The organism is Rhizobium sp. FG96 (assembly GCF_057808655.1).
In genome coordinates, this window is sequence record NZ_JBMDIL010000012.1 from 209,449 (window position 1) to 233,448 (window position 24,000).

General features: G+C 59.1%; 24 protein-coding genes and 1 pseudogene. 9 read left to right on the forward strand and 16 right to left on the reverse strand.

Annotation, left to right across the window (positions count from 1 at the left end; translation table 11 throughout):
• Nucleotides 1–509: 509 nt before the first annotated feature.
• Entirely contained in the window at nt 510–704 is a 195-nt protein-coding gene (locus tag ACODR6_RS23260) for a type IV toxin-antitoxin system AbiEi family antitoxin domain-containing protein (RefSeq protein ID WP_348652533.1), read from the reverse strand.
• 267 nt (nt 705–971) lie between these two features.
• Between ACODR6_RS23260 and ACODR6_RS23265 the strand changes: the two genes are divergently transcribed.
• From ACODR6_RS23265 to ACODR6_RS23280, 4 genes are all read left to right on the forward strand, one after another.
• Nucleotides 972–1,202, forward strand: a complete 231-nt coding sequence (locus ACODR6_RS23265; protein WP_203431292.1) for a hypothetical protein — start codon at nt 972–974, stop codon at nt 1,200–1,202.
• 158 nt (nt 1,203–1,360) lie between these two features.
• Nucleotides 1,361–1,573, forward strand: coding sequence for a hypothetical protein (locus ACODR6_RS23270; RefSeq protein ID WP_203431293.1), 213 nt, complete (start codon nt 1,361–1,363; stop codon nt 1,571–1,573).
• Nucleotides 1,574–1,824: 251 nt separating this feature from the next.
• Entirely contained in the window at nt 1,825–2,376 is a 552-nt protein-coding gene (locus ACODR6_RS23275; RefSeq protein ID WP_413708720.1) for a 3'-5' exonuclease, read from the forward strand.
• Between the two features lie 130 nt (nt 2,377–2,506).
• Nucleotides 2,507–4,030 (forward strand): aldehyde dehydrogenase (NADP(+)), encoded by a 1,524-nt coding sequence (locus ACODR6_RS23280; protein WP_203431294.1) that lies wholly within the window; start codon nt 2,507–2,509, stop codon nt 4,028–4,030.
• A gap of 416 nt (nt 4,031–4,446) precedes the next feature.
• Here the strand turns inward: ACODR6_RS23280 and ACODR6_RS23285 are convergent, their stop codons facing one another.
• From ACODR6_RS23285 to ACODR6_RS23295, 3 genes and pseudogenes are all read right to left on the reverse strand, one after another.
• Complete coding sequence (locus tag ACODR6_RS23285) at nt 4,447–4,638, reverse strand: hypothetical protein (protein ID WP_199629809.1); 192 nt, start codon at nt 4,636–4,638, stop codon at nt 4,447–4,449.
• A 157-nt stretch (nt 4,639–4,795) separates the two neighbouring features.
• Nucleotides 4,796–5,662, reverse strand: a pseudogene (locus ACODR6_RS23290) (nucleotidyl transferase AbiEii/AbiGii toxin family protein).
• Nucleotides 5,649–6,440, reverse strand: a complete 792-nt coding sequence (locus tag ACODR6_RS23295) for a type IV toxin-antitoxin system AbiEi family antitoxin domain-containing protein (protein WP_449100008.1) — start codon at nt 6,438–6,440, stop codon at nt 5,649–5,651. Before ACODR6_RS23295 ends, ACODR6_RS23290 begins: the two are co-directional and overlap by 14 nt.
• Nucleotides 6,441–6,940: 500 nt before the next feature.
• Here ACODR6_RS23295 and ACODR6_RS23300 point away from each other — a divergent pair, with 500 nt between their 5' ends.
• Nucleotides 6,941–7,300, forward strand: coding sequence for a hypothetical protein (locus ACODR6_RS23300; RefSeq protein ID WP_203431295.1), 360 nt, complete (start codon nt 6,941–6,943; stop codon nt 7,298–7,300).
• Entirely contained in the window at nt 7,297–7,632 is a 336-nt protein-coding gene (locus ACODR6_RS23305; protein ID WP_112720119.1) for a hypothetical protein, read from the forward strand. Before ACODR6_RS23300 ends, ACODR6_RS23305 begins: the two co-directional genes overlap by 4 nt.
• Nucleotides 7,633–7,734: 102 nt before the next feature.
• On the opposite strand, the gene ACODR6_RS23310 is transcribed toward ACODR6_RS23305, so the two are convergent.
• Nucleotides 7,735–8,466, reverse strand: coding sequence for a GntR family transcriptional regulator (locus ACODR6_RS23310; RefSeq protein ID WP_112720120.1), 732 nt, complete (start codon nt 8,464–8,466; stop codon nt 7,735–7,737).
• Nucleotides 8,467–8,691: 225 nt separating this feature from the next.
• On the opposite strand from ACODR6_RS23310, the gene ACODR6_RS23315 reads away from it, so the two are divergent.
• Both ACODR6_RS23315 and ACODR6_RS23320 read left to right on the forward strand, forming a co-directional pair.
• Nucleotides 8,692–9,705 (forward strand): SIS domain-containing protein, encoded by a 1,014-nt coding sequence (locus tag ACODR6_RS23315; RefSeq protein ID WP_203431296.1) that lies wholly within the window; start codon nt 8,692–8,694, stop codon nt 9,703–9,705.
• A gap of 84 nt (nt 9,706–9,789) precedes the next feature.
• Complete coding sequence (locus tag ACODR6_RS23320) at nt 9,790–10,602, forward strand: PfkB family carbohydrate kinase (RefSeq protein WP_203431297.1); 813 nt, start codon at nt 9,790–9,792, stop codon at nt 10,600–10,602.
• Between the two features lie 66 nt (nt 10,603–10,668).
• Here the strand turns inward: ACODR6_RS23320 and ACODR6_RS23325 are convergent, their stop codons facing one another.
• The 7 genes from ACODR6_RS23325 to ACODR6_RS23355 form a co-directional block, all read right to left on the reverse strand.
• Complete coding sequence (locus tag ACODR6_RS23325) at nt 10,669–11,415, reverse strand: amino acid ABC transporter ATP-binding protein (RefSeq protein WP_130279657.1); 747 nt, start codon at nt 11,413–11,415, stop codon at nt 10,669–10,671.
• Between the two features lie 17 nt (nt 11,416–11,432).
• Nucleotides 11,433–12,317: a DMT family transporter gene (locus ACODR6_RS23330; protein WP_203431298.1), complete on the reverse strand. Its 885-nt coding sequence runs from the start codon at nt 12,315–12,317 to the stop codon at nt 11,433–11,435.
• On the reverse strand, nt 12,307–13,278 hold the full coding sequence (locus tag ACODR6_RS23335) for an amino acid ABC transporter permease (RefSeq protein WP_112720125.1): 972 nt from the start codon (nt 13,276–13,278) through the stop codon (nt 12,307–12,309). The genes ACODR6_RS23330 and ACODR6_RS23335 overlap by 11 nt, the downstream gene beginning before the upstream one ends.
• 26 nt (nt 13,279–13,304) lie before the next feature.
• Nucleotides 13,305–14,585 (reverse strand): NAD(P)/FAD-dependent oxidoreductase, encoded by a 1,281-nt coding sequence (locus tag ACODR6_RS23340; protein WP_112720126.1) that lies wholly within the window; start codon nt 14,583–14,585, stop codon nt 13,305–13,307.
• A 69-nt stretch (nt 14,586–14,654) separates the two neighbouring features.
• On the reverse strand, nt 14,655–15,482 hold the full coding sequence (locus ACODR6_RS23345) for a transporter substrate-binding domain-containing protein (RefSeq protein ID WP_203431299.1): 828 nt from the start codon (nt 15,480–15,482) through the stop codon (nt 14,655–14,657).
• A 1,126-nt stretch (nt 15,483–16,608) separates the two neighbouring features.
• A complete protein-coding gene (locus ACODR6_RS23350) occupies nt 16,609–17,625 on the reverse strand; it encodes a FecR family protein (RefSeq protein WP_449100011.1) in 1,017 nt (338 codons plus the stop codon).
• Nucleotides 17,626–17,819: 194 nt separating this feature from the next.
• Nucleotides 17,820–18,317 carry a GFA family protein gene (locus ACODR6_RS23355; protein ID WP_449100012.1) on the reverse strand — a complete coding sequence of 166 codons (498 nt, stop codon included), beginning with the start codon at nt 18,315–18,317 and terminating at the stop codon, nt 17,820–17,822.
• Nucleotides 18,318–18,475: 158 nt separating this feature from the next.
• On the opposite strand from ACODR6_RS23355, the gene ACODR6_RS23360 reads away from it, so the two are divergent.
• Nucleotides 18,476–20,176: an adenylate/guanylate cyclase domain-containing protein gene (locus ACODR6_RS23360; RefSeq protein ID WP_489024663.1), complete on the forward strand. Its 1,701-nt coding sequence runs from the start codon at nt 18,476–18,478 to the stop codon at nt 20,174–20,176.
• Between the two features lie 456 nt (nt 20,177–20,632).
• Here ACODR6_RS23360 and ligD read toward each other — a convergent pair whose 3' ends face one another.
• The 4 genes from ligD to ACODR6_RS23380 all read right to left on the reverse strand — a co-directional run bounded on the left by ligD (nt 20,633) and on the right by ACODR6_RS23380 (nt 23,649).
• Nucleotides 20,633–21,670, reverse strand: a complete 1,038-nt coding sequence (ligD, locus tag ACODR6_RS23365) for a non-homologous end-joining DNA ligase (RefSeq protein WP_489024665.1) — start codon at nt 21,668–21,670, stop codon at nt 20,633–20,635.
• A 611-nt stretch (nt 21,671–22,281) separates the two neighbouring features.
• Nucleotides 22,282–22,587, reverse strand: a complete 306-nt coding sequence (locus ACODR6_RS23370) for a transposase (RefSeq protein WP_489024667.1) — start codon at nt 22,585–22,587, stop codon at nt 22,282–22,284.
• Nucleotides 22,588–22,637: 50 nt separating this feature from the next.
• A complete protein-coding gene (locus ACODR6_RS23375) occupies nt 22,638–22,901 on the reverse strand; it encodes an IS110 family transposase (RefSeq protein ID WP_246777688.1) in 264 nt (87 codons plus the stop codon).
• Between the two features lie 568 nt (nt 22,902–23,469).
• Nucleotides 23,470–23,649 carry a hypothetical protein gene (locus ACODR6_RS23380; RefSeq protein WP_489024669.1) on the reverse strand — a complete coding sequence of 60 codons (180 nt, stop codon included), beginning with the start codon at nt 23,647–23,649 and terminating at the stop codon, nt 23,470–23,472.
• Nucleotides 23,650–24,000 lie beyond the last annotated feature (351 nt).

The following is a 24,000-nucleotide window of genomic DNA, read 5'->3' on the forward strand; positions in this document are numbered from 1 at the left end:
CTGAAGACAGTCATTCGCGCTGAGGACGCAGGGCTCATACAGCGGGCAGCCGATCTTTGACCGACTTCGCCGTGTTCGCTAGTGCGTTAGCCATTGGAGGTTAGCGCCTCGAGACAGGGTTGGATGACCTTCCAGGCGCCGCCGGCCTTCGCGGCTTGGGCGATCGCGCTTGGAGTTGCCTTGCGTTGCTGGAGAGCAGCACGCAGGCCTTCGACAGCAACCGATCGGTCCAACAGTTTGGGTTTCGGAACAGATCAGCAAGGGTTTTCGGGATCGAATACACCGGAACGTCACCCCGGCGATTACCTGATGTTCAATGCCCTGTTGCAGATACGGTGTCTGAAGCGGGCCGTACGCAGCGGTGGATAGGACTGCACGGGCGCCCAATCGCTGGTCCCGATCGCTATCCAGACCCGCCGCGGCATCTGATGGGTCAGTCCGTGGAAGGCGAGCGCCGACACCCGAGCGATCACGCCTTTTGGCGCAAGCATGATCGCTTCAGCGAGGATCTAGTTCTCTTCGATTTCCACGTCACGCTTCTGATAAACGCCGCGCGAGATACAGTCGATTTCACCGCCCTCGACGGCGCGCGCGATCGTTTGTCCGCTGATGCCGGCCTCGCGCAGTTCATGTGCATGCATCATGCTGCGCGCAGCGAGCAGGCTTCTGAGTTTTGCTCTTTGAGACTCTTGCACTGATGGCATGTTACAAATCCTCTAACGGTTCGCAATCTTATCAGAGGTTTTGTCACTCATCATCCCGCATTGGCGAACGATAGAAAACGCCTCCAGCGAGCTCGGATCCTCTGCTGGAATGTCTTTTCGATTCATTCGCCGCCAGCAGCGAGAGTGAAGAACCGTCATCTGCATTGAACGGGCGTGTTGTGATCGTAAACAAGAATGAAGCACAACGACGCCATTACCGGGAACTTGCTCCGCGCCTGCGAGTTCCGTTCCATAAGGAGTAAGAGCATGACCAACAATTCAATCCCAAGCTCTGCAAAGCTTCCGCCGAAGGCTTTGAGCGAAGACACCCATGACAACGAACTGCCGGAGACAAACGCCGACGACCGCCGCGCGCCGCCGGTAAATATGGGCAGCAGCCGCGAGGCCGGTGACGGCGTGACGGACGCCGATCCCACCACAGGCCGTGCTGATGCGAAGGACCGCATCCCTGCCCCGCAGACCGCCAACCGGGAATAGTCTCGTGTAGTTGCGTAAGCGTTACACGAACACCAACGACTGCAGGCGGACCATCAGATCTACCCGAGGCCGTCCTTAGGGAAATGACGTTCGTCCACCGGCATGGGGAGACGTATCCTCTGACGGATCGTCCCGCCACCTACGATTAGGAAAAGGAGATGTCCAAGATCGATACCAACGACGCCCCGAAGGATAGAATCAAACAGAGCGGCGCAGGTCTTCCTGATGATCCCGGCCAGCCTATCGGAGCCACAGAGGAGGAGGCGCTCCGAATAAGGGCTAAGCTTGGCACCTCAGACGACGAAGAACGCAAGGATGACGTCCGCGAAACTGCGGCGCAGCTTGCCAGACCGAAACACGGCACCGCATGATGCCGGGGACGTTTTCTGCATTGAGCATATTCGCCTACGATCTCGATGACCGAGGCGAGCCCATACAAGCATGGGAGACCGTCGTCAGCGGCACAGAAGAAGAGGCCATTGCCGAGGCAAAAGAAGCTGCGAGCCGCCACGCTGGAGTGTTAGTCGTGCGGCGAGACGGCCGTCCCGCAGTCGGAGAAGAGGGCGACCCCGTGGTCGTCTTCCGGGCTGGGAGAACTGGCGACTTCGACTAGAGATCGACCATGATCGTATTCCTGGATTTCGAAGCTTCCTCGCTCAGCAAGCATAGCTATCCGATCGAAATTGCTTGGGTGTTCGAGGACGGCCGGTCGCGGTCTCTGCTCATCGCTCCGGAGCCGAACTGGACGGACTGGTCGGAAACCGCAGAAGGCATTCATGGCATTTCCCGAGAAAAGCTTGCTGATCAAGGCGTCCCGGTTTCGTTGGTGGTCCAAGAGATGATGGCAACGCTGTCCGATCATGATCTCTACGCGAGTTCGCCGTCATGGGACGGAAAATGGCTCAGCGTCCTGCTTCGCGCCGGGGGGGTTCCGAGACACAGTCTGCGGGTGCGAAAGTCCGACGATCTCTTCGTGGAGGTTGCCTTGATGCTGATTGAAGACAGAAATGTGCGTGGCGTTGACGCCGCTGCGCTCGTCGCAAAAGTCATTGCGCGGAGCGAGCCTGCTAGACCGGCCCACCGCGCGCTTCAGGACGCCGCCCTAGAACTTGAAAGATTGCGTCTGATGCGGGAGGCTATCGAGAGCTTGGCTATCGCGCAGGCGCGCACCTGAAACGCCTTGACATGGAAAAAACCGGATACCGCAAATTCCCGGAAAACACCCTCCAATGATCGAAGCGGGTCGAAATGTCCAATGAGCGAGACTATATGAAAAGTCATACTTTTCATCGGAGGTGTTTACAATGGCAATTAAAGGGAACCTTTTGATCGCAGGATCAGAAAAGCGCGGCTCGAGCGGCGAGTTTTCGGGGATCGAAGCTGCGACCGGAAGGTCCCTGGCCGTTTCTTTCGGGGGCGCCGCGCCTGCCGACGTCGAGGATGCTACCCGTCTGGCGTGGGAGGCCTTCAGCATCTATCGCGAAACGGACCTCGAAGCGCGAGCCTCATTCCTCGAGACGATAGCGACCGAGATCGAAGGCGTCGGCGATGAGCTGGTCGAGCGCGCTATGGCCGAGACTGGCCTTCCGCGCGGGAGGCTGGAGGGGGAGCGAGCCCGTACGACCGCCCAGCTTCGGCTGTTCGCAAAGGAGGTCCGCGAAGGCCGGTTTCAGGAGCTCCGCTTCGACGCGGGCGATGCCTCGCGAAAGCCGGTGCCCAAGCCGGACCTTCGCCTGCGCAACATTCCCATCGGGCCTGTCGCCGTCTTCGGCGCCTCGAACTTCCCTTTGGCCTTTTCGGTTGCGGGCGGCGACACAGCCTCAGCCTTGGCCGCCGGCTGCCCGGTCGTCGTAAAGGCCCACTCGGCGCATCCAGCAACGTCCGAACTCGTGGGGCGCGCAGTACAGCGTGCCGTCCAGAAAGCCAACCTGCCCGTTGGTACGTTCGCTCTTCTGTTCGACACGGGCTTCGACGTGGGGCAGCAGCTGGTCGCCGACCCGAGGATCCGCGCGGTCGGCTTTACCGGCTCCCGCAAAGGTGGGACCGCACTTATGAAGATCGCATCCGAACGCAAGCAGCCGATCCCCGTCTACGCCGAGATGAGCAGCATCAACCCGGTCATCCTGTTTCCGGGAGCGCTTGCTAATCGCGCCGAGGAGATCGCGACATCTTTTGTCTCGTCACTGGCGCTCGGCGCCGGCCAATTCTGCACGAACCCCGGTCTCATCCTGGCCGTACACGGTAAGGGGCTCGACGCCTTTATCGCGAGGGCCAGGGAACTGCTGCCGGAGACCGGGGCGCAGACGATGCTGACACCGGCCATCGCCAAGGCGTTTCGAGAGGGCGTCGGCCGCCTCGAACGACATGCCGAGGTTTCCATGCTCGCCAAGGGAAAGTCCGGCGGCAAGTACGACGGAGTGGCCGCGCTCTTTGAAACGTCGGCCGCCTCGCTCCTCGCACATCACGAACTGCAGGACGAAGTCTTCGGCGCGGCCGGGCTAGTCGTGCGCTGCAAGGATTTCGATGAGCTGGAGAAGGTGATTGACGCTCTCGAGGGCCAGCTCACCGTCGCGTTGCATGTCGACGATAGCGATATCGACGACGCTCGACGTCTTGTTCCGAAGCTTGAGATGCTGGCGGGGCGGCTGCTCGTCAATGGCTTCGGCACCGGGGTTGAGGTGTCGCCTGCCATGGTGCACGGCGGCCCCTATCCGGCGACGGCCGATGGCCGTTCTACCTCGGTCGGAACACTCGCAATTTATCGGTTTCTGCGACCGGTGTCCTATCAAGACTTTCCAGAAGCGATCCGCCCGATCGCCTTGCGGTAACGATCTGCGCGCGGTCCCCGTGGGACCGCGCGCCAACCTTCTGAAGCGCTCTGCTGTGGCGCGGGACGCGCAGACAAATTATCGTGACCCATGGTTAAGAATGCGCAGTCCATCGTCGTGGAGACTTCACCAAGGTCGGCGCGGTACCATTCTGCTTGCCCTGGGGAAGATCTGCTTTGAGAGAGGACGGGATCGAAAAGCGTAGAAGGACGAGGCTGCGCTCGACAGGTCGAGATCCGCGGTTAATTGCAATTGCCCACCATGCAGAGGTATGGCCCGAAGGTGATTAAGCTCGGTCGAGTTTGCCAATGAACGACCGCAAGGCCGCGGAGTGATCGTGCAGCACATAGCGGAGTTCTTGCTCGGGCGAGGAGTTCGCTACCTATTCGCAAATATCAGATCGCGCAAACCATCTGTCATTTCCGGGCTAGGACTCTAGCCGCCGCACTAAGTATTTCGCTGAACGAAAGCTTTGAAACGTTGTCAGCGAGATTGAGGGAGGCAATCAACGGATCTTCAACCGCTTGTCCGACTTCGTCATGCGGAACAGAGGCGCTCAACTGATCGAACCAGGCCTTGTCCGTAACGCCGACGAAGAGACGGACCAAGGATTATCCTCTCATCTCGGCTGTGTTTGCAAGCTATGACGTTCTGGCAATCCACATCGTCAGTGCTGCAGCCCGAGAGCCAGCTACTGCAGAGCATAGCTTGCAGATCGTGGTCTTGTTCCTTTTCACTTCGGCGTCCCCATCCCTCCTCCGTATCTCATGTCGCAAGCACCCGCCCGAGATCAGACAACAGCTTTTCGCGTCGGCCCTCCGAAAGTTTGGCCAAGTTGTCGACTTTCCAGCGCACCGCCGGCAAGTCCGCGGCTCCAGGCACGCCTAGCAAGTCCCACTCTGGCTCGCGGGCCTTGAAGGAGAGAAGAAAGCGCCGGTGCTCGGCAGCCATCTTGCCAACGACCTCTGCGATTAGAGCTTAACGAGCATCGTATAGCGCCTCCAGGGTCACGGGCTCTTCCGTCATGCCGGCAAACCCCGCGTCAAACTCGTGGCGCAAATCCTTGCGCGTCGGCGCCAAGACCTCGCCCATCGGCCTGTTGTGGCTCAGGATGTAGACAATGAAGGCACGCCGCAGCTCATCGGATATTCCCTCATTCGCGAGCAGACGCCTGATATCGAACAGATCTCGTGGATGCTGCCGATCCAAGGCTGCGACGATCTTGCCGGCGTAGAGGTCCGGGAAGGACACAACAGGCACCTCGGCATATCCGAAGAGCTCTTCGACCCGGTCGCAAACCGCCCGTGTCTCGGGAGAGTAGACGCAGCCACGAATGACAGACGTCACCTCGATTTTGATCTGTACGCCGTCGGAGGTAACCAGCACCTTTGTTGCATCGGATATTCTGGCAGCAATCCGCCGTATGGCGGCATCGATATTGGCGAGAGAAGTCGCGCGATCTTCGACCGGCAGATAGGTCAGATCGATATCGACCGATAGACGTGGAAGGTCTCTAACGAAAAGATTGATGGCCGTGCCACCCTTCAATGCAAAGACGTTTTCCTCTGCAACGAGCGGAAGAACTCGAACAAGGAGGCTGACTTGCGCGCGATAGGCTTCAGACGCCGGCATCGAGTGTCTCCGGCACAGTGATCTGATACTTGCTGTCCAGCCGCCCGCCGACCACGATCTGGCGCTTGCCACGACCGAGGTCGATACGTTTGAGATCGAGCCGGCCGAGCCATGGATGGGCGTGCCGCTCGGCAAACCAGAGGAACAGCCGCTTCACCTTTACGCTGCGGCACGCTTCCAGCACGGCCTGAACCCGCTTCGGGCTTAGAGTGCGAACCGACTCCATTAGAACGTCCGCTTGATGGAACGTCTCCCGGGATGGGAGCAGGTCGAGAAGCTCGCAAAATGCTCGCTCCGGCGCGGAGACATGAAGCTCCCACCCCCAGTGTCCCCATGCCAGGCGCGTCCTTCCAGGTGCGTCGGCATCAAAGAGCTTGTCTGCCTTATGTTCGACGAACTGAGCGTCGGTCGGTATCCGCTCTACCCAGCCAGGCAGACTGCCATAGGCATAGAGGTGGATTTCTGGCTTGCCTGAAAAGCGGAGGTAGTGCGTCAGGCCTTGTAGCTCGAGGGCACTGCGGCCGCCTACGTGCACGGATTTGCCCAGAAGTCGCTGGAGCGAGATGATCACGCGCTGCCAGGCTATCGCCTGATCAACGTTGCCGGTCGGTCGCTGATAGACGCCACGAACGACACCTTCCAGCCAGCCCTGCGCCACGTATTTTTCGCGCCACTGCCGACGGTATCCGTGTTTTTCCAGCCACGCGGTGTCAACCAGCAGCCCCTCGGGGACCAGGCGGCGAAGTTGGTTTATCTTTTCGTTTTTTTGACCTACCATTAGTAGGTAAAATTAGCATGAGTCCAAACTGCGAGCAAGTTCGAAGTTTCGCATTTTCGACCCATCAACGGTAGGCAAAAAAACCTAACATTCAAACTAGCAATGCACGGCCGACGAGAAACAAGCGAGCCGACCGAGCCGGGCCGCTTACAAGCCGTTATACGCGAGGAGAGCAAAGTCAACTAAAGGTTCTCTCAAGACCCGTTAAACTCTGCATCTTACCGACCGAGTGCCCGCTGTCACGAGCCAACTGCGATTGCTGTTAGCGGGTTCTGAGGCACGGGATGAAGTCGTGTAACCATTTCGGTCGTAGCCGCTTGGTGCCGAAGACGTGGACCACTCGGGGCGTCCGAATGAAACATATGAGCGCTCACGGTCATGGGTGACCCTGAGGGCCCTTCCTTGTTTCTTGCCCGTGGAAATTGTTTTCATCGGAACCATGTCGGCTCATCGACATTCCCCTTTCCGAGCGCGGGCCGTGTCAATCGGACGTGACAGGGATGGTGAACATCACGGTTTTTCCGATTTCCCGTGATGGCCAACGAAATGGCAGACGAGCGCCCCACCTGTCCGGCATCGCCTCACCTCTTCTTGCCGGAGTTCACATGATCGACGATCGTCTACACGTCGGGCCCGTTGAGTTCTGCTGCCAGGAAGTGGTTCTTGTCCGTTCAGACGGCATACCGCGCACGTGGGATGACGCCAATGCTTTCACCGCACATAGAAACTGGCGCGATGGTCTGCGAACGCAGTCTAGCGTCGACCGTTTCAGGCGCGCCGACGAAACCGAAGTCTTCGGAACGATGGTCACTGGAGGCTACCGGCTGCGCTGCGTCGATCTTCGCGGACAAGACGGATGACGGCAAAACAGGTTCATGAGAAGGCGTTCCTTGAGACGCCCGACGGCCGTTACATCATCGTTCGCGGACGCCTCTGGAGAAAGACAAATCCCCGTCTGCCTGAAGAAGAGCGAAAGCTCCTCGTGTCAAAACTGATGTCGGCAAGGAGGGCCGTTAAGGAAGCAGTCGGACGAGCCGATGAGCTTCACACCGCAAGGACAGCAGTTAACGCCGCAAAGATTGCGCTAGGGGAGCGCGGACCCGTCTGGTGGACAGATGGAGCGCCGGACTTAAATCGACATTTGGTCAAGAACACCCCTTACGCCGACTGGTTCGAAGGCGCGAGAGGCTGAAACATTTGCCGCGCGCAAGGTCTGGGAAACCCTTGCAGGAGACAAAGCAAAAAACCGGCTGGACGATGTCGACATGCCCGGGTGATCTTCGAAAGAGCTTGTCTACTTTCGCACGAGGCTAAAGGAAAAGTGGCTGCCCCGGTGATAGTCAATCGCGTAGATCACCGGCACGCCGGAAGCGTTGAAGCATGTCTCGGTGATCAGCAGCGCAGGCCCGAAATCCCTCAGATCGTGGCGTTCGATGACATGTTCGGGAAGCATGACGGCACTAACCGAAGCCGAGGACATGCGGGGACGCTGCTTGTATTGATCGAGCAGCGACAGCAACGAGCCGCTCCAGTCGATGTCATAGAGACGCATCGGAATGATGCTGCGAGGCACGTAGTCGACGCAGTACATGATGGGCTCATCATTTTCGAGGCGCAGGCGTTCGATACGGATGACGCGATCCTTGTCGCCAATTTGCAGGTGCTTTGCGGTTGTCGCTTGCGGCTCCTCCTCCGAAATCGACAGGACCTTATTGATCGTCTTATAGCCATAGGCTCGCGTCATGTCGGTGACGCTTTCAAAGACCGTGATCGGACGGTCAACCTGAACTGCGGAGATCGCTGAAACGAAGCGGCCGCGGCCATGCTCGACGTATATCTCCCCTTCCTGTTCGAGCAGCTTTAAAGCTTCCCGAAGGGCTGGCCGTGAGACATTGAAACGCGCCGTCAGCTGGGCTTCGGTCGGCAATCTGTCACCGGGCTTCAAGCCCTTGTCACGGATAAGCTCGGCGATGCGGTCGCGCAGCTGGATGACAATGGTGCGCGTATCGCGAATGGAATCGTCCAATCCAATGCCTCACTTGGTTCCATTATGGTCCTTTTTCTTGTCTGACGAATTTTGCCAGGTCAAGGCGTTCCTGTCGAGCCGCGCGGGCTGCCAATCACTTTAATGCGGCTGACCTGACCCTGGAGCTCGCTTGACACCCGCAACGGAAGATGTCAGTTGTCTTACAACATTGAAAGCGTGCTTCCGAAACGACGCCATACGGCGTCATCAACCGATGAGAGTTACATGTTAAATTTCGACGAGCAGCGGTTCCTGCGTATCCAGTCTGGCGCTGTAGGCCTGGCCCCCCGCATCGACGATGTGATCTCCTCCTGCCTTGAGGCTGGAGCCGACAACATCTTCTTCCTAGGCACTGGGGGCGCGGGCATCCTGATGCAACCGGCTGCCCAGCTGCTACAGCGCAGGTCGCGCTTCCCAGCATTCCTTGATCTCACCGCCGAACTCTTCGTCGGCGGGTCGGCAAATCTCACCAAACAATCTATCGTCGTCATGCCTTCGCTTTCGGGTACGACGAAGGAAAGTGTCGCGCTGCTGGCCAAGCTGAAGGAGGTGGGTGCGACGGTGCTGACGATGGTCGGCCACGAGGAGACGCCTCTCGGCAAGGGTGGGGACCATGTTTTCGTGAACTTCGCCGAGGACGATACTTCCTGCGAATCCTTTTATCTGCAGTCGCTCTTCATCGCGCTATCAATCATGAAACACCGTGGCGAGATCGCCAATTATGATCAGCTCAAAGCAGAACTGACGCAGCTGCCAGCCTTGCTTCTGGAAGTGAAGCGGACCTTCGAGAGCAAGGCGGAGGCTTACGCCAAAGCCTTCGCCGGCTCGGACTACCACATCGTCACCGGCGCAGGAAATGTCTGGCCTGAAGCCTTCTATTACGGCATGTGCATTCTGGAAGAAATGCAGTGGATCCGTACCCGCCCGGTCCACGCCTCCGATTTCTTCCACGGCACGCTGGAGCTGGTCGAGAAGGATGTCAGCGTCATCCTCTTCAAGGGCGAGGATGCCTATCGTGCGTTGGCAGAACGCGTCGAAAATTTCGTGCCCAACTACACGGATAAACTGACTGTTCTGGATACCGCCGAATTCGAGCTCCCGGGCATATCGGCGGACGTCAGGGCGCTCGTATCGCCGATCCTGCTTGCAACCGTTTTGGAACGGATAAGCGCGCATCTCGAAGTCATGCGCAATCACCCGTTGACGACGCGCCGCTACTACAAGCGCGTCGCATATTGATCTGCTAAGCTCAGCGCAAGCCGCGACACGATCGTGTTCGCGGCTTGCGTCCGTGTAAAGCCAAGCATCAAAGGTAGACCTAGAATGGGGCATTTTCGTTTCGCAGCCGTTGGCGACAATTGCGTGGACCGTTTCCAGGCGCCGATCAACCAGTCGCTGATCGGCGGCAATGCCGTGAACGTCGCACTACAGCTTGCTCGTCTTGGACACAGTTCCTTTTATTTTGGAGCGGTTGGCAAAGACGTTGATGGTGAGCGCACGACGAGGGCATTGAAAGATAATGGTGTCGAAACGTCGTGTTTGCAGCTGCGTCCAGGCAACACTGCCTATACCAACATCGAGCAAACCGCCTCTGGCGACCGGATCATTGCCTATGAAGATTTCGGCACATGCGCCGGTTACAGGCCGAGCGAGGAGGACATCGCTGTCCTCAAGACCATGGACCACGTGCATCTCGGCTGGCTGGATGACGCCGGTGAATTACGGCGCAGACTTTCGAGCGAAGGTGTGAGCCTGTCCCAAGATATTTCCGTCAACGCTAACCCGGAGAACCTCGGCGTCGCTGGCCTGACCGTGGCCTTTGCCTCGGCTGGCGCGCGCGGCGCGCCGGCCGAAAGCTTGCTCTCCTATCTGCTTGCGAATGGCGCCGCTTGTGCGGTCGTAACCTGCGGGAGCGACGGTGCGCTGGCGCGTCGCGGAGAGGAATTCGGGGAATCCTCAATCGCGCCGGTCACGGTCGTGGATACGACCGGCGCGGGCGACAGCTTCATCGCCGGATTTCTGGCGGCCTTCGTGGCACAGCAGCCGCTCGTCGCCTGCCTGGAACAAGGCCGCGACTGCGCGGCCATCACTTGCACCCATGTTGGTGGATTTCCCCAGCAACCGCTGCCGCTATAGCTTCTCCGCAAACAGCGACAACAACAAGAAGGCGGCAGGTCATTCGATCTGCCGCACCTTTCAGGTTCAGTGCAGGATCTGGCTGAGGAAGAGCTTGCTGCGGTCGTTTTGCGGGTTGTCGAAGAACTCGGCAGGCGCTGCCTCCTCCACGATCGCACCGCGGTCCATGAAGATCACTCTGTCGGCGACCTGACGGGCAAAACCCATCTCGTGGGTGACGCAGACCATGGTCATTCCCGTTTCGGCGAGTGACACCATGGTCTCAAGCACTTCCTTGACCATCTCCGGATCAAGCGCCGAGGTCGGCTCGTCGAACAACATGACCTTCGGCTGCATGCAGAGAGCCCGGGCAATGGCGACGCGCTGCTGTTGACCGCCGGAAAGCTGGCCCGGATATTTGCCCGCCTGCTCGGGAATGCGCACACGCTCGAGATAGTGCATGGCGATTTCCGTCGCCTTCTTCTTGTCCATCTTCCGAACCCAGACGGGAGCCAGAATGCAGTTCTCAAGTATCGTGAGGTGCGGGAAGAGGTTGAAGTGTTGGAATACCATCCCGACTTCGCGGCGGATGTCGCCGATATTCCTCTCGTTTTCCGAAAGCTCGGTACCTGCGACGACGATACGACCTCGCTGATGCACCTCAAGACGATTGATGCAGCGGATCAGCGTCGACTTGCCCGACCCCGAGGGGCCACAGATAACAACGCGCTCACCCTTGCGGATCGTCAGGTTGATCTCGTTCAGAGCGTGGTATTCGCCGTACCATTTGTTGACACCGGTAAGCTCGATTTCAGGCCGCGGATTGAACGTCAAGTCATATTCTCCCTAGACTATTTGAGCACAAGCCAGCCGGAGAAGATGATGATGACACCTCCGACGATGGTGTAAGTTTCAATCGGAGCACCAAACAGCACTGCTCCGTAGAGGCAGCCCCAGACAATCTGGCTGTATTGGAAGGCTGCAACGACCGACGCGTCGCCGATACGGAAGGCCCGCACCAAAAGAGCATGGCCGACGTAAAGCAGGGTTCCAGCGAGAACAGCGACCAGCAGCGCGCCCGGTCCGATGGCATCGAACCCGCCGGTCGCCATCGCAACAATGAAGGCCGTGACGGTCAGCATCACCAGCATTGTTGCAACGAGCGCATCGTCGGATTCCTCGGATCTCGTCTTCCGCAACAACGCGAGCGAGAGCGCAAAGAGAAGAGCGGAGCCGATTGCCGCCATGTGGCCAAAATTGAGCGCAACGGCACCCGGTCGCAGCGCCACCGCGACGCCTGCAAAGCCGAGCCCCACACCAAGCCATCCGATCAGCGACAGCCGTTCGCCAAGAAAGACGACGGCCAGAATGGCAACAAGAACCGGAGAGAGGAAAGCAAGGACATAAGCTTCAGCTAGAGGCAGCGCTGCAAACGCGTAGTGGATCAGCAGCGTATCACCGGCAAGCAACAGCGCGCGTATCAGCGCCAGTCCCGGCTGCCGGGGTACGAGTTCGCCCAGCCGGCGGGTGAATACTGCGCGGCCGCTGACGAGGAGGAGCGCCGCCAGGGTGATGAGGAAGGTGACTTGCGGAACCCGGAACTCGGCGCTCAGGAGTTTGACGAGCGCGTCGGTGCCGGAAAAGGCTGCAAAGGCGGTGATGACAATGGCTGCGGCCCGCAGGTTGGCGTTGGCGCCGGTCCCAACTGCCGACGCCGACCGGATGCTATCGGACATTGAAGCGGCCAAAACGTTCTTCGATCCTGGCCTGGAGGAACTCAAGGCTAATCGACAGGAGCCAGTAGATCATCGAGGCGGTGATCAGCATTTCGATGTGGCGGAATTCCGTTTGGCCTTGGGTGCGGGCGAGATACATGATTTCCCACACACCGACGACGGAAACCAGCGACGAGTCCTTCAGCATGGCGATGAACTGGTTGCCCGTCGGCGGAATGATGACGCGCATCGCCTGCGGCAGGATAACGAGAAACATCGTCTGGTTGGGACTTAGGCCAAGGGCGGTAGCACCTTCCGACTGGCCGCGCGGAATGCTCTCGATGCCGGCGCGGAAGATCTCCGTCATATAGGCGCCGTAGCAAAGCGAGAGCGCCAGAATGCCGGCTGGAACGGCGCCGATGACATATCCGACCTGCGGCAGGCCGAGATAGATGATATAGATCTGCATCAGGAGCGGCAGGCCGCGAAAGAGTGAGGTGTAGAAGGTCGCAAGACCATAGACAACGCCGTTCTTCGAGAGTTTTGCGATCGCACCGGCAAGCGCAATGACCGTAGCGATAACGATCGAGATCGCCGAGATGTAGAGTGTTGTCGTGACGCCCTGGGTGATCAGGAAGCCAATCTTCTTGGCGATGAAAGCAAAGGACAGATCGAAGGAGTAAAAGAACATCATCAGCAGAGCGAAAAGCTCTACCCAGACACCGACGATCTGGTGGCGCCGAGAAAGAAGCCGCAGAAGCCTGACGTTGACGGCGATAATGAGCGAGAGCAGGACTGCCGAAACGACGCGGCTTGTCTGAGGGCTGTCAGAGACCCAGCCGATGGCGACCGGAAGGAGCTTGCCGATCCAGGCCGAGCTGACGCCGAGCGCATAGAAAAGTGCTGACAGCAGCGCCAGCATGAGAAGGATGCCCGTGCGTCTCGTGGCATCCGGATAGTTCAGTATCAATCTTCCAAACATTCGGATTTTCTCCCGCGGCGTTTTCTTCAGGCGGCTCTCTCTCGCCACCAGTCCTGCGCCTGCAATTTCCAATAGGTAAGCTGTGCCGCCGCCAGCCCCGCAACGCCGCCGGCCCAGACGAGTCCGAAGGGCTGGAAGAGGCGGTACCGGTCGGATTGCCCGAGAATGCCCTCGGCGACCACCTTGCCGCCGATTGCCGTGGTGTTGAGGCCATGGCCCCCAAACGCGGTACAATGCCAGACCCCTGGCATCATCTCGCCGATCTGGGGCATCAGGTGGCGGGCATAGGACATCAGGCCCGACCAGGCGAGCTCTGTCTTCAGTCCGCTCAGCTGCGGATAGGTGCCGACCATCTCGTGGCGCAATTGACGCGCGAGGGCGCCAGGCGATGCGGCGCGCGTTGTGATGCGACCGCCCCACAGCAGACGCTTGCCTCCGTCCACGAGCCGGTAGTAGTCTCCAGCGCGGCGATTGTCGCCCACTGCGCAGGACGTGGCGATTGCCGTGGAGATCAGTTCCGGGTTTTCCTCGGAGATCATCACGTAGGTTGCAATCGGCAGGAATGAGCGCTTGAGCCTGCCCACGAGGCGACCCGTATAGCCGCCGGTGGTCAGAACGGTCCGACGCGCCCTGACCCGCCCGCCGGCCGTCGTTACAATCTTTTCGGCGCTGGCAAGCTGACAGTCAATTGCGGCCGAGTTCTCATAAATGCGCCCGCCCAGCCGCTCGATTTCCGCCGCCACGGCCCTCAGATAATTGAGCGGATGCATGTGGAAGGATTTCTCGCTGCGCAATGCCTGGAAGTAACGCTCAGACTTCAGCATGGTGCGAACCTGATCGCGATCCATGAATTCCAGTTCGCTGCCGTAGTCGCGGTTCATTTCCTCGGCATACAGCTTGAGGCTTTCGCCGCCGTCGTAGCGCAGTGCGCTGATGATGCCGCGCTGCGGGTTGGCATCGATGATGTCGAGATCGCAGATGGTGTCACGAACGAACTCGACGCCTTCGACAGATAGACGATGGATATTCTTGGCGGCCTCGTCGCCGACGACGCGCGCAATCGCTGAATTGTCTGTGGCAAACCCAGCGCTGACGAAACCACCGTTGCGACCGGAAGCACCGAAGCCCACGGATTCAGCTTCGAGCACCAGGACAGAAACGCCAGCGCGCGCAAGCTGCAGCGCCGTGGTGAGGCCGGCAAGGCCCGCGCCTACGATCACCGTGTCGCACTCTGTCGGGCCGCTCAGCGCAGGGCGAACGGTGGTGTCTGTCATGGTGCGGCGGTAGTAGGTGTCAGGGTAGGACATGGTGGCTCTTTCAGGACGAACGGCAAATGGAGGGGCCCGGGCAGCAAGATCGCCCGGGCCCAGTCTCGCTTAGTCAGCACTGTAGTCGGCGCCGTACCACTTCTTGGTCAAGGTGCCGAGCGTGCCGTCGGCCTTCATCGCCTTGATGATTTCGCCTATTTTGGCGGTCCATTCGGCGTCGCCCTTTTCGGCAATCACGACGAGCGGCTCGCGGAACGCGTACTCGCCTTCAATGACGCGCAGTGGGTAGCCGTTCTTGATGGCGTTCTTCGCCGTCTGCTCCGGCGCTACCACGGCGTCGATACGTACGCCAGGTCCAAGGCGCAGGTCATCGAAGGGCAGCATGGAATCGGCGAACGTGCGGATCTCGCCAGCAGTGACCTTGTACTCGATCGGCGGCAAGCCGGGGGCATCGATCTGCAACTGGTGACGCATGAAGTCTTCGGAAGTGGTGGCGGTTTCGACACCGATCACCTTGCCATTGAGGTCAGACACGGTCTTGACCGGACTGTCCTTGTGGACAACGTAGACATAGGGGCTGTAGTAGTAGATGCCGGCAAAGTCGATGACCTGGGCGCGCGCCTTGGTCGGGGTAACGGAGCCAACGCCGACGTCATACCTCCCCTGCCAATGTCCACCGGTAAGCGTCGCCCAATCGGGCGTGTCAAAACTGACCTCGACGCCAAGGCGCTTGGCAATTTCGTGCGACACGTCGATGTCGAAGCCAACCATCTGATTGTTATCATCAAGATAGCTTTGCGGGGGCCAGCCGCTGTTAGTGGCAACGACCATTGCCTTCTTCGACATAACGCGGTCGAGCGTCGCACCGGCATGAGCAACGGAAGCAATGGCGAGCGCGGCCGCGCCGATCGCCATTCTCTTCAACGATTTTTTCATATTTCCTCCAAGACGTCAGCCCTCGTTCCGTTTATGTAAGATGTCTGACAACACCACTAGATGGCATCGGTTATGGGGTGTCAAGACCTCCCCTTCCCCGAGTTGATGAATCTTGAGCACTACCCCATGTCGCTTACGAATGAGAATGCACACCCCGATGTTGGTCACCGAGGCCATATGTCCGGTCATCGGACAACCGCCGCCTTCTGCAGATTACCTCGACGGCTAATGTCGATATGCGGCCGTAGTCCGCCTGGCCCAGGCCGCATCGTAATGCATTCGATCGGATGTTGCTCGCCGGCGACGATTAACGGGTTCCTCGACAATTCGAGCAACCGTAAGATTGTAGCGAGGTAGGAGCTTGTAGCTCAAAAGCGCAAAACACCCTCGAGAGAAGGTCCACATGTGCCGGCGTCTGACGCGGATTTTTTGCATGACCTTGAGTGTCTTCCATATTTCGGGCATACACTTCTTGCAGCAAAAAGGCGTAACCTGAGCCAGTCGGCGCTCGGGGATGTTGTCCTCCGAGAGTGTGTCCGTGTACGGTGACGCGGTCGGTGTGCTTGGCGCCTTTCAGGGGGCCAGCCGTTTATGACGATGCCCGGCAAATCGTCGATATGAGGTGGGCCCATTCGAGAAGGTCTGAGCCGGTTCTGCTGCAGGTTGGCGCGTACGCTTGACCCTCACGTGGGGTTTTTTTGAGCCATAGAACTGCGCCGCATTTTTTGAGAACCCGCCGGCTAACTGCGCAGGCTTGATAACGAGGCAGCGATCACCACCCGAAATACGGCTACCACCCAAGAAACGCGGCCTTCGTATGCGCTTGACCGGCGAACAACTGCGATGCCGTCATTTCATCGGGGCGACGATAAAACGAACCCGATTACAGTCTCGTTCTTATCGACATTCTCAGCAACCTGAACCTCGCCGTCCTCAGGCGCTGCTTCTCGGCCAGGTCCTCGGATACTGTCGCGACGCCAGCGCCACATTGTGCCGTCACAAGGCATCGACCGTCTCCGGAAGCCAAATTCGCCGCGCGACAGTGGAGCCAGAAAGCAACGTCTATCGGAGCCGTGTTAGAGTTCGCGGTCTTCATGCGGCAATAGCAGCGTAGCCTGCCTGGGCGTTACTTACCGCCACCCTTTCCCCCGTTCCCGTTACCACCGCCATTGCCGCCGTTACCATTGCCACCACCGTTGCCATTTCCACCGCCATTGCCCTTGCCACCACCATTGCCATTTCCGCCGCCATTCCCATTTCCGCCGCCGTTGCCGTTTCCACCGCCATTGCCGTTTCCACCGCCATTGCCCTTGCCACCACCATTCCCGTTTCCACCGCCGTTTCCTTTTCCACCGCCGTTGCCGTTTCCGCCGCCATCTCCATTCCCGTTGGAGTTGCCACCCTTGCCAGAATTGCCCTTGCCCTTGCTGTCATCGGCAGTGTTTGCACTGGTGTCGTCAGCGCCCTTTTTCGATTTGCCCTTGTCGTCAGGCGCGGCATCCGGTTGGCCGGACAGCTTCGTGGCCCCGATAGCTGGGACAACCGCAACGGATGGCGCGACGGACGTTATGGATGGCTTCGATACCGCTCCCGCGACGTCCATACCGGCTTTCCTGTCCACAGTCGCGCTCTGTCGGGGTCCAACATTGGCTTGTTGGCCGCTTGCGAAAGACGTGACCTGTACAAGCCCGCGGTCGACGGCGACCGATGCCTTGCTCTTGCCAACCGTGACATGGAAGATCGTACCCTTCACGACGGCAGCCAGGTATGGCGTCTGAACTGTTGTATGCGGCTGGCTCCGCTTTTCAATCTCAAGATCGAGCGCGCCGACCTGCTGGAAGATCTCGGTTTTACGAGGTGACAGGAAGCCGCCCGGCTTGGTCGTGATCGCAGCCATTGAGTTCGGCTGGAACCCGATACTCTCGACCCCACGCACGAGCTGAGCACGCCCGCGGGGGCCTGTGGAGATCCAAGCTTTATTCGGCACCACATCACCAGCACGCAGGTCGGTCCACTGTTTCTGGTCAATGGTATACCGAACCTGGCTCGTGGCCTTGGCAACCTGCCAGTCATCCCCGGACGCATGGGCGCCAAACGGTGCCAGAAGAAAGACGAAGAGTAGCATTCGAGCGAAGAAAGACATGGAGACCCCCCAGATATTAAGGGTACCTAATCACGACCGAACTTAAGAATGGTTTTAAATCGCCATGTCATTTGGAGGAATGTTGACCCTTGGTACGATACCAGACAGAGCATAGGCGAGAGCCGCGGTCAGCCGAAACATCGACGACAGCCCAGGCGCTCACCCAGTCCTCGATGACGGAAAAGCTGCAAACTCTAAGGCTGCCCGACAAAGATTTCGGCATCATGGCCAAATAAAGCCCACGAAGGCGCAGACGCTGTCCATATCACGATGTTTGAGCCCAAATTATCCCGATCATCGAGCGCCCCGACGCGGATGACCCGATAATCTGGCTCTCCAACGGCTTCGCAAAACATGGGCGTCCCGCAGTTTGGACAGAAACTACGCCGGATCACGTTTCCACTGTCGCTTCTGCTCTCGTAGGTGGCAAGATCACCTTCGACCGCAATACCAACCGCTTCGACGATGATGTTGACGGACGCATTCCCGCACGCGAGATACTGGCAATCCCGGCACCAGCATGATCGACGCGCCAGAACCTGTCCGCTCGACTTGAACCTCACTGTTCCGCAGAGGCAGCGCCCACTTATGTCGTTTTGCTCCATGGCGATCTCACGACGCGCTTCTGTTAAAAACGCCGCCTCACTAGGAGGCTGACGGTGGGAACACAGTAACCTCCGCGGCCGCGTCATTCAAACGTCCTCAATCCGGTTGACACGACTTATGAGCGGCCTATCGGCCTTTAGTCTTGGATCGCTCGCAGGCCTGGGGCCTGCACGGCAGCTTCAATTGACCGGGTCCTCTTTGCCGCCCCTCGCACTGTTGGTAACATAGCGCCGCGGAGGCAACCGTGGAACGTCGTTTAGCAGCAGTGTTGGCAGTGGACGTGGTCGGCTACAGCAGAAAGATTAGCGAGGCCGAGACGGCAACGCTGACCTCCCTGCGGGAGTGCCGCGAGAAGCTGAGGAGCGGCCTGGATGCCATATCCGGTCGCATCATCAATACCGCAGGCGACAGCGTGCTGGCAGAAGTGCCGAGCACGGTGGAGGCCGTGCTTTGCGCCCATCAGTTTCAGGAATGGGTCCGCGATAGAAACGTCGGACGGTCGCTCGCGGAGCAGATCAAGTTTAGAGCCGGCGTTCACCAGGGCGAACTCGTCGAAGAAAATGGCGACGTCTTTGGGGACAGCATCAATATCGCCGTGAGACTGGAGGGCATCGCTGCTCCAAGCGGAGTCGCGATATCTGACAGGGTCCACGACGACGTCGCCGGCAAGTTCGACCTTGACTGGACAGATGGGGGCGAAATTCAGCTCAAGAACATACCAAAGCCGGTTCGTACATGGTTCCACGGCGGCATTCCCAAGCGAGCGAATGATCCATCACAGGCGTCGCGACCATCCGTGGCTGTTCTTCCCTTCCTCTGCAGCACAGAGGACGAGACGATGTGCGACGGAATTACAGAAGACGTTATTGTCGGCCTGGCTCGATTCACGTCGCTATTTGTCAGTAGTCGGTCTTCTTCATTCACCTTCCGCGACAGCAAGGAAAGCAGCTCTGCGATCGCTCGAAAGCTCGGGGTCTACTTCCTGGTCGAAGGAAGCCTTCGGAAGTCGTCGGACAGGATCAGAATTTCGGTCCGACTTGTGGAGGCAGCGTCCGACTCCACGATCTGGGCCGAGCGCTATGATCGCGCGATAGCCGACCTCTTCGAGCTCCAGGACGAAATTGTCAGCACGCTCGTTGGTACGCTGGCTGGCAGGATCGAGAGCTCCCGAACCGAGATGTCGCTGCGTAAGCCGCCAACCAGCCTCCTGGCATATGACGTTCATCTACAGGGACTTGCCCGTTTTCGCGCATACGACGCTTCGTCCAATGCGGACGCGGTGGTGCTATTTCGCACTGCTATCTCGCTCGATCCACACTATGCCCATCCGCACTCATTTCTCGCACTCGCATTGCTGGCCCTCGAAGGCTACGGAGGCGCCAGCCCTGAGACGCGAAGCGTCGCGATCGAGCTAGCGCGCAAGGCTCTGGAAATTAGCCCGCAGGACGCCACCTGCCAGCGCATCCTTGGTCACGTCCTCCTGTACGACCGCCAATACGATCTCGCCGAATACCACTCCATGCGCGCCGTTCAGTTGAACCCGAACGACTCCGACTGCCTCATGTCGCTGGGCTACCTGCTGGTGCAGAGGGGAAGCGCGGAGAAGGCGCTAGCGTTTATGGAGCAGGCGGTTCGTCTGAACCCATTTCATCCTCCTTGGTACCATGCCCAGATCGCCGGTGCGTACTACACGCTCGGTCGATATGAGCGCTGCCTGTCGGAGACCCGGAAGATGCCTCACCAGGGAGGATGGTCATTCCGCGCCGCGGCGTCCTTGGGCAAGCTTGGCCGAAGTGCTGAAGCTGCTGTCGAGGCGGCAAAGGTTCGTGCCGCGAACAAGGATTTTTCCGTATCCGGCTTCATGCGCTCGACCATTCTCTTGGAGCGAGAAGAAGACCGCGAGGACCTGCGGCAGGGCCTTCTTCTCGCGGGGCTGCCGGAGTAGCCGCTGTCTTGACCTTGGGCGCCCAACTGCGGGCTCGGGAGAAGAATGCCGGGGGAAACCAAGCTTAAGCGCTTCGCCAATAGCTGCAGCCGCTGACGGCCAACGGGCGCACATCCGGGTTCGGACACGATTCTCCGATGGCTCGAGAGCCACCTGCCGCCGAACCGGTCCATCTTCCTGGTCCAGCTCCGGCAAAGACGAACGTGTCTTCAATGCCTCCAGCTGGTCGGGCAGACGGACCGTCCAGTCCTCCGTGATGGCTTCCTCTTCGTTTGACAGGGTTCTCGCTGACTTCGATCCACAGCGCAACATGGTCGCCGGTGAGCCTCTCTCGGGAGCACGGCCTGTCACCAGTCGTGCCTCCAGCTCGCCCACATAACGTCGGACCCGTGTCGAATGTGACGGCACGCGCCTGCCAGCGAATTGGTCGATCGCACGCGCATATACCCCTTGCGATCACGCCTCGATCACGAGAACGGCTGCGTTGTCCTGCACGTCGCGCAGGCCTTTGTAAGAGGCATGCCGAAGCTTGCCGTCGTTGGTCCAAGAACGGTATTCGATCTCGGCTATCAGGGTTGGCCGCGCCCAGGCGACATTCTTTCGTGGTCCATCGTAAAAGAGGGGCGGCTTCTTCATGGCCAGTTTGTCGAGCATCTCGCGCAGTTCCGCGGCGTCCTTGGATTTGAATCCCGTACCGACCGAACCGACGTACTGAAGGCCGTTGCCCTTGTGCGCGGCCAGCAGAAGGCTTCCGACGCCGCCACGGGCGACGGCCGACTTCTCGTAGCCAACGATGAAGAAGCTCTCGGACTGGATGCACTTCACCTTGATCCAGTCGCCCGTCCGTCCGGAGCGATACGGACTATCCGGGTCTTTGAAAATCACGCCTTCCAGCCCGTGTTCGCATGCCGCGTTAAAGATCGAGACGGCGTCGCCCTCAATCTGCTCGGAAAACCGGATCGCCCCTTCCCGGCCGTCGAGCAGCTCCTCCAACAGATGCCGCCTGCTCGACAGTTCCATCTTCTGGAGGTCATGCCCGTCGAGGTAGAGCAGGTCGAAGGCGTAGAAGACGGAATTGCCCGAGGGCAGCTTGCCACCCCTGCCGCCCAGCGAACGCTGCAATGCGCCGAAGTCAGATCGTCCCTGTTCGTCCAGGACAACGGCTTCGCCGTCGAGGATAGCACTCGCAACGCCCAGCTGGCGCGCGGCGTCGGCAACGGCCGGGAAGCGCTCAGTCCAGTCATGGCCTCCCCTTGTGAGGAAGCGGACGCCGCCGGGTTCAATGTGGATTGCGCCTCGATAGCCGTCGAACTTGACCTCCGCGATCAAGCGCGGATCGCCAGGCGGACTGGGCTTCAGCAGCGCCAGAGCCGGTTCGACGCGCAACGGCATCGGGTCCAGAAGCAGGCTCGGCTGCGTTGGGTCACGTCGCTTGTGAGCCGAGCTCTTCAGCGGCTTGTCGTCGGCTAGGAGAGGCTGCGGTCGCTTGCTCATTCGGACCTACACCAGAAGGCGGTTACGCATGATTTGCCCAGTGCGGCGGCCAATGCTACACTCAAACAGTGTCGTCCGTTCCCGGATGGACCACTCTCCAACTGCCCCGCTCAGTCGGGGCCTTCGTTTTGGGTCAGCGGCCTTGCGCATCTTAGCCATGTCGCTGGCAAGCACCTGCATTCCAGCCGCAGGCGCGCCACGCTCGCAGGCGCCCCGGGCCGTTTCTGCATACAGCTCCAGCGTATCAAGTGAGGTCGCGGGGGCACCGTGGAATACCGGATCGATCCTTCCGGCTTGCGGCCACCCGCCACAAAGAAGGAGCGCGGTGAGGTCGCGGACGCGACACGCCTGCCGATACCTCCCTGCGTCTATCTGGACATGAAGCGGACGGACTGGGGCTTTCAGATCCGGTTTGGTCATACGCAGTACCCTTCGGTGATACAAAAGAGTCACATGGGACGTGACTGGTCTAAGTCGAGTCGGATCCCCGCAAATCGTCAGCAAGCGCCAAACTCTGGCGGCCCAGCTTGGATTTGCTCTAAGGCACGAGCAGATTGATCTCCTTATTCTCAAGAGGCTGTTCCAGAAGGTATCTCAATACGACATCGCGTCTATCGTCGAGGCGGGGCCGACTGGTGCGTCGGCGCGCAGGTTCTGGTTCTTCTACGCCTGGCGGACAATGGCCCTTCCGCCAGCGATGAAAGCGTTCGTCCGGTCCATCGTCCGGATTGGCGGCTCATGGGGGCAAGACCGGCAAGGGCTGCTGCGGCCTTCTCATCCAGCTCGCCGAGTTCCGGCATTTCGATAAGGAGTGTGAAGGCCGTGACCTGCGACAGGCCGGGGATTGAAACGAGGATATCGAACCTGGCCTTCAGGTTCGCGTCTTCGGCAATCAGGGCCATGATGGCGTCGTCCACGGCCTTGATTTGCCGCTCGACCTGCCGGAGCCTGTCGCCGTTGTGTCGCTTCAAGAGCGGGTTGGAAAGGTTCTTTCCCTGTTCTTTGCAGCAGTCCTGTCCTTGATCAGGGCAAGGCGCGCCATATGCAACTCTTTCAGGTCATTGTGGATTTGCGCACTTGCCTGCAGGAGACGCGGTTCAAGAAGCGTGCCGTAACGAGCCAACAGTGCGGCATCGATCCTGTCTGTCTTGGCAAGTCTGCCTGTGGCCTCTGCAAAACGTCTGGCAAGCCGGGGATTGACCTTGGAGAGAGCAACTCCTTGCACCATCATGAAACGCTCGAATGCCTTATGGTAGGCACCGGTTGGTTCGTAAACGATCCGCTCTATGCCATCAGCTACCCCTAAGCAGGGCGGTCGGCGGGATTGAATGTGAAGTGCCGAACGCTATCTGAAGACTTAGCTCTTCGGACAGTGATTGTTTGCCGTTTTCTCGGTCATTTTCGGAAAGCTCCGCTGTCGGGAGCATAAAATGCCAAACGCAAAAACTGTTGCAGACATGAGTGTCGAAGAGCGAGAAGCAATACTCAGCGCTCTATCAGAGCGGCTTAGCTTCTCTGCTTCCATTGCAAATCACGACGGTGACCCTGATTCGCAGGTCTTGCGCGCGCTCAGCGAGAGGCTACGTCGGGATGGCGCAGAGATCGCTAATGACACTTGCGATGCGGCGTCTACGGTGGTCCTAGAGGCTATCGAACTTCTAGCGAAATTTGAGATCGGCCGTCCACCCGACTCATCTACTGTCCACTAATATCCCGCCCATCCACGTTCCTATACCGACCTCCAACCGCAGTTGTTCGCCGGCTAGATAGAGCGAGCCATATATAAGCCGGGCCCCACATCACCGCTTTTCACGTCGGTCAAGCAGATCATTTACTTGCGCCTCCTCTTCGCTGGTAAGTGGTCCGGCGGCAAGCCAGCTTAGAAGCAGTCCTATTCGCTGGAGCGATTCGCGCGGTGTCTTCCCATATCTCAAATCTGCGGCGATCTGGTCTCTCAGCATGCGGTCTATTCTGTTCATTCTGCCCTCCCAATGCAGATGAAGCCCGCAAAGACGCTTTGCTTTGCGGGCCTCATAAAGCTCAGATGCAGTCGGGAACGGTCCCCAGGAACCAAACTACCGCCGGGCAACATCACGTGGTCACAATTCCGAGGGATTAGCGAATGAATTCGACTGATAGACCCACCGGCTAAGGGCCTCGATGATCCATTTGACACGGGATCAGCTTGAGTTGCTCGATATGCTCGCAGATACGAGAAAACGGTAACGCGTTCCCAACGTTTCCACAAATCTCGTCGCGCTCGAAAAGCTCGGCCTGATTGGACATGACTCCAAGCCGGCAGAGGATGGATGGCAAGTTCTGGAAATCAG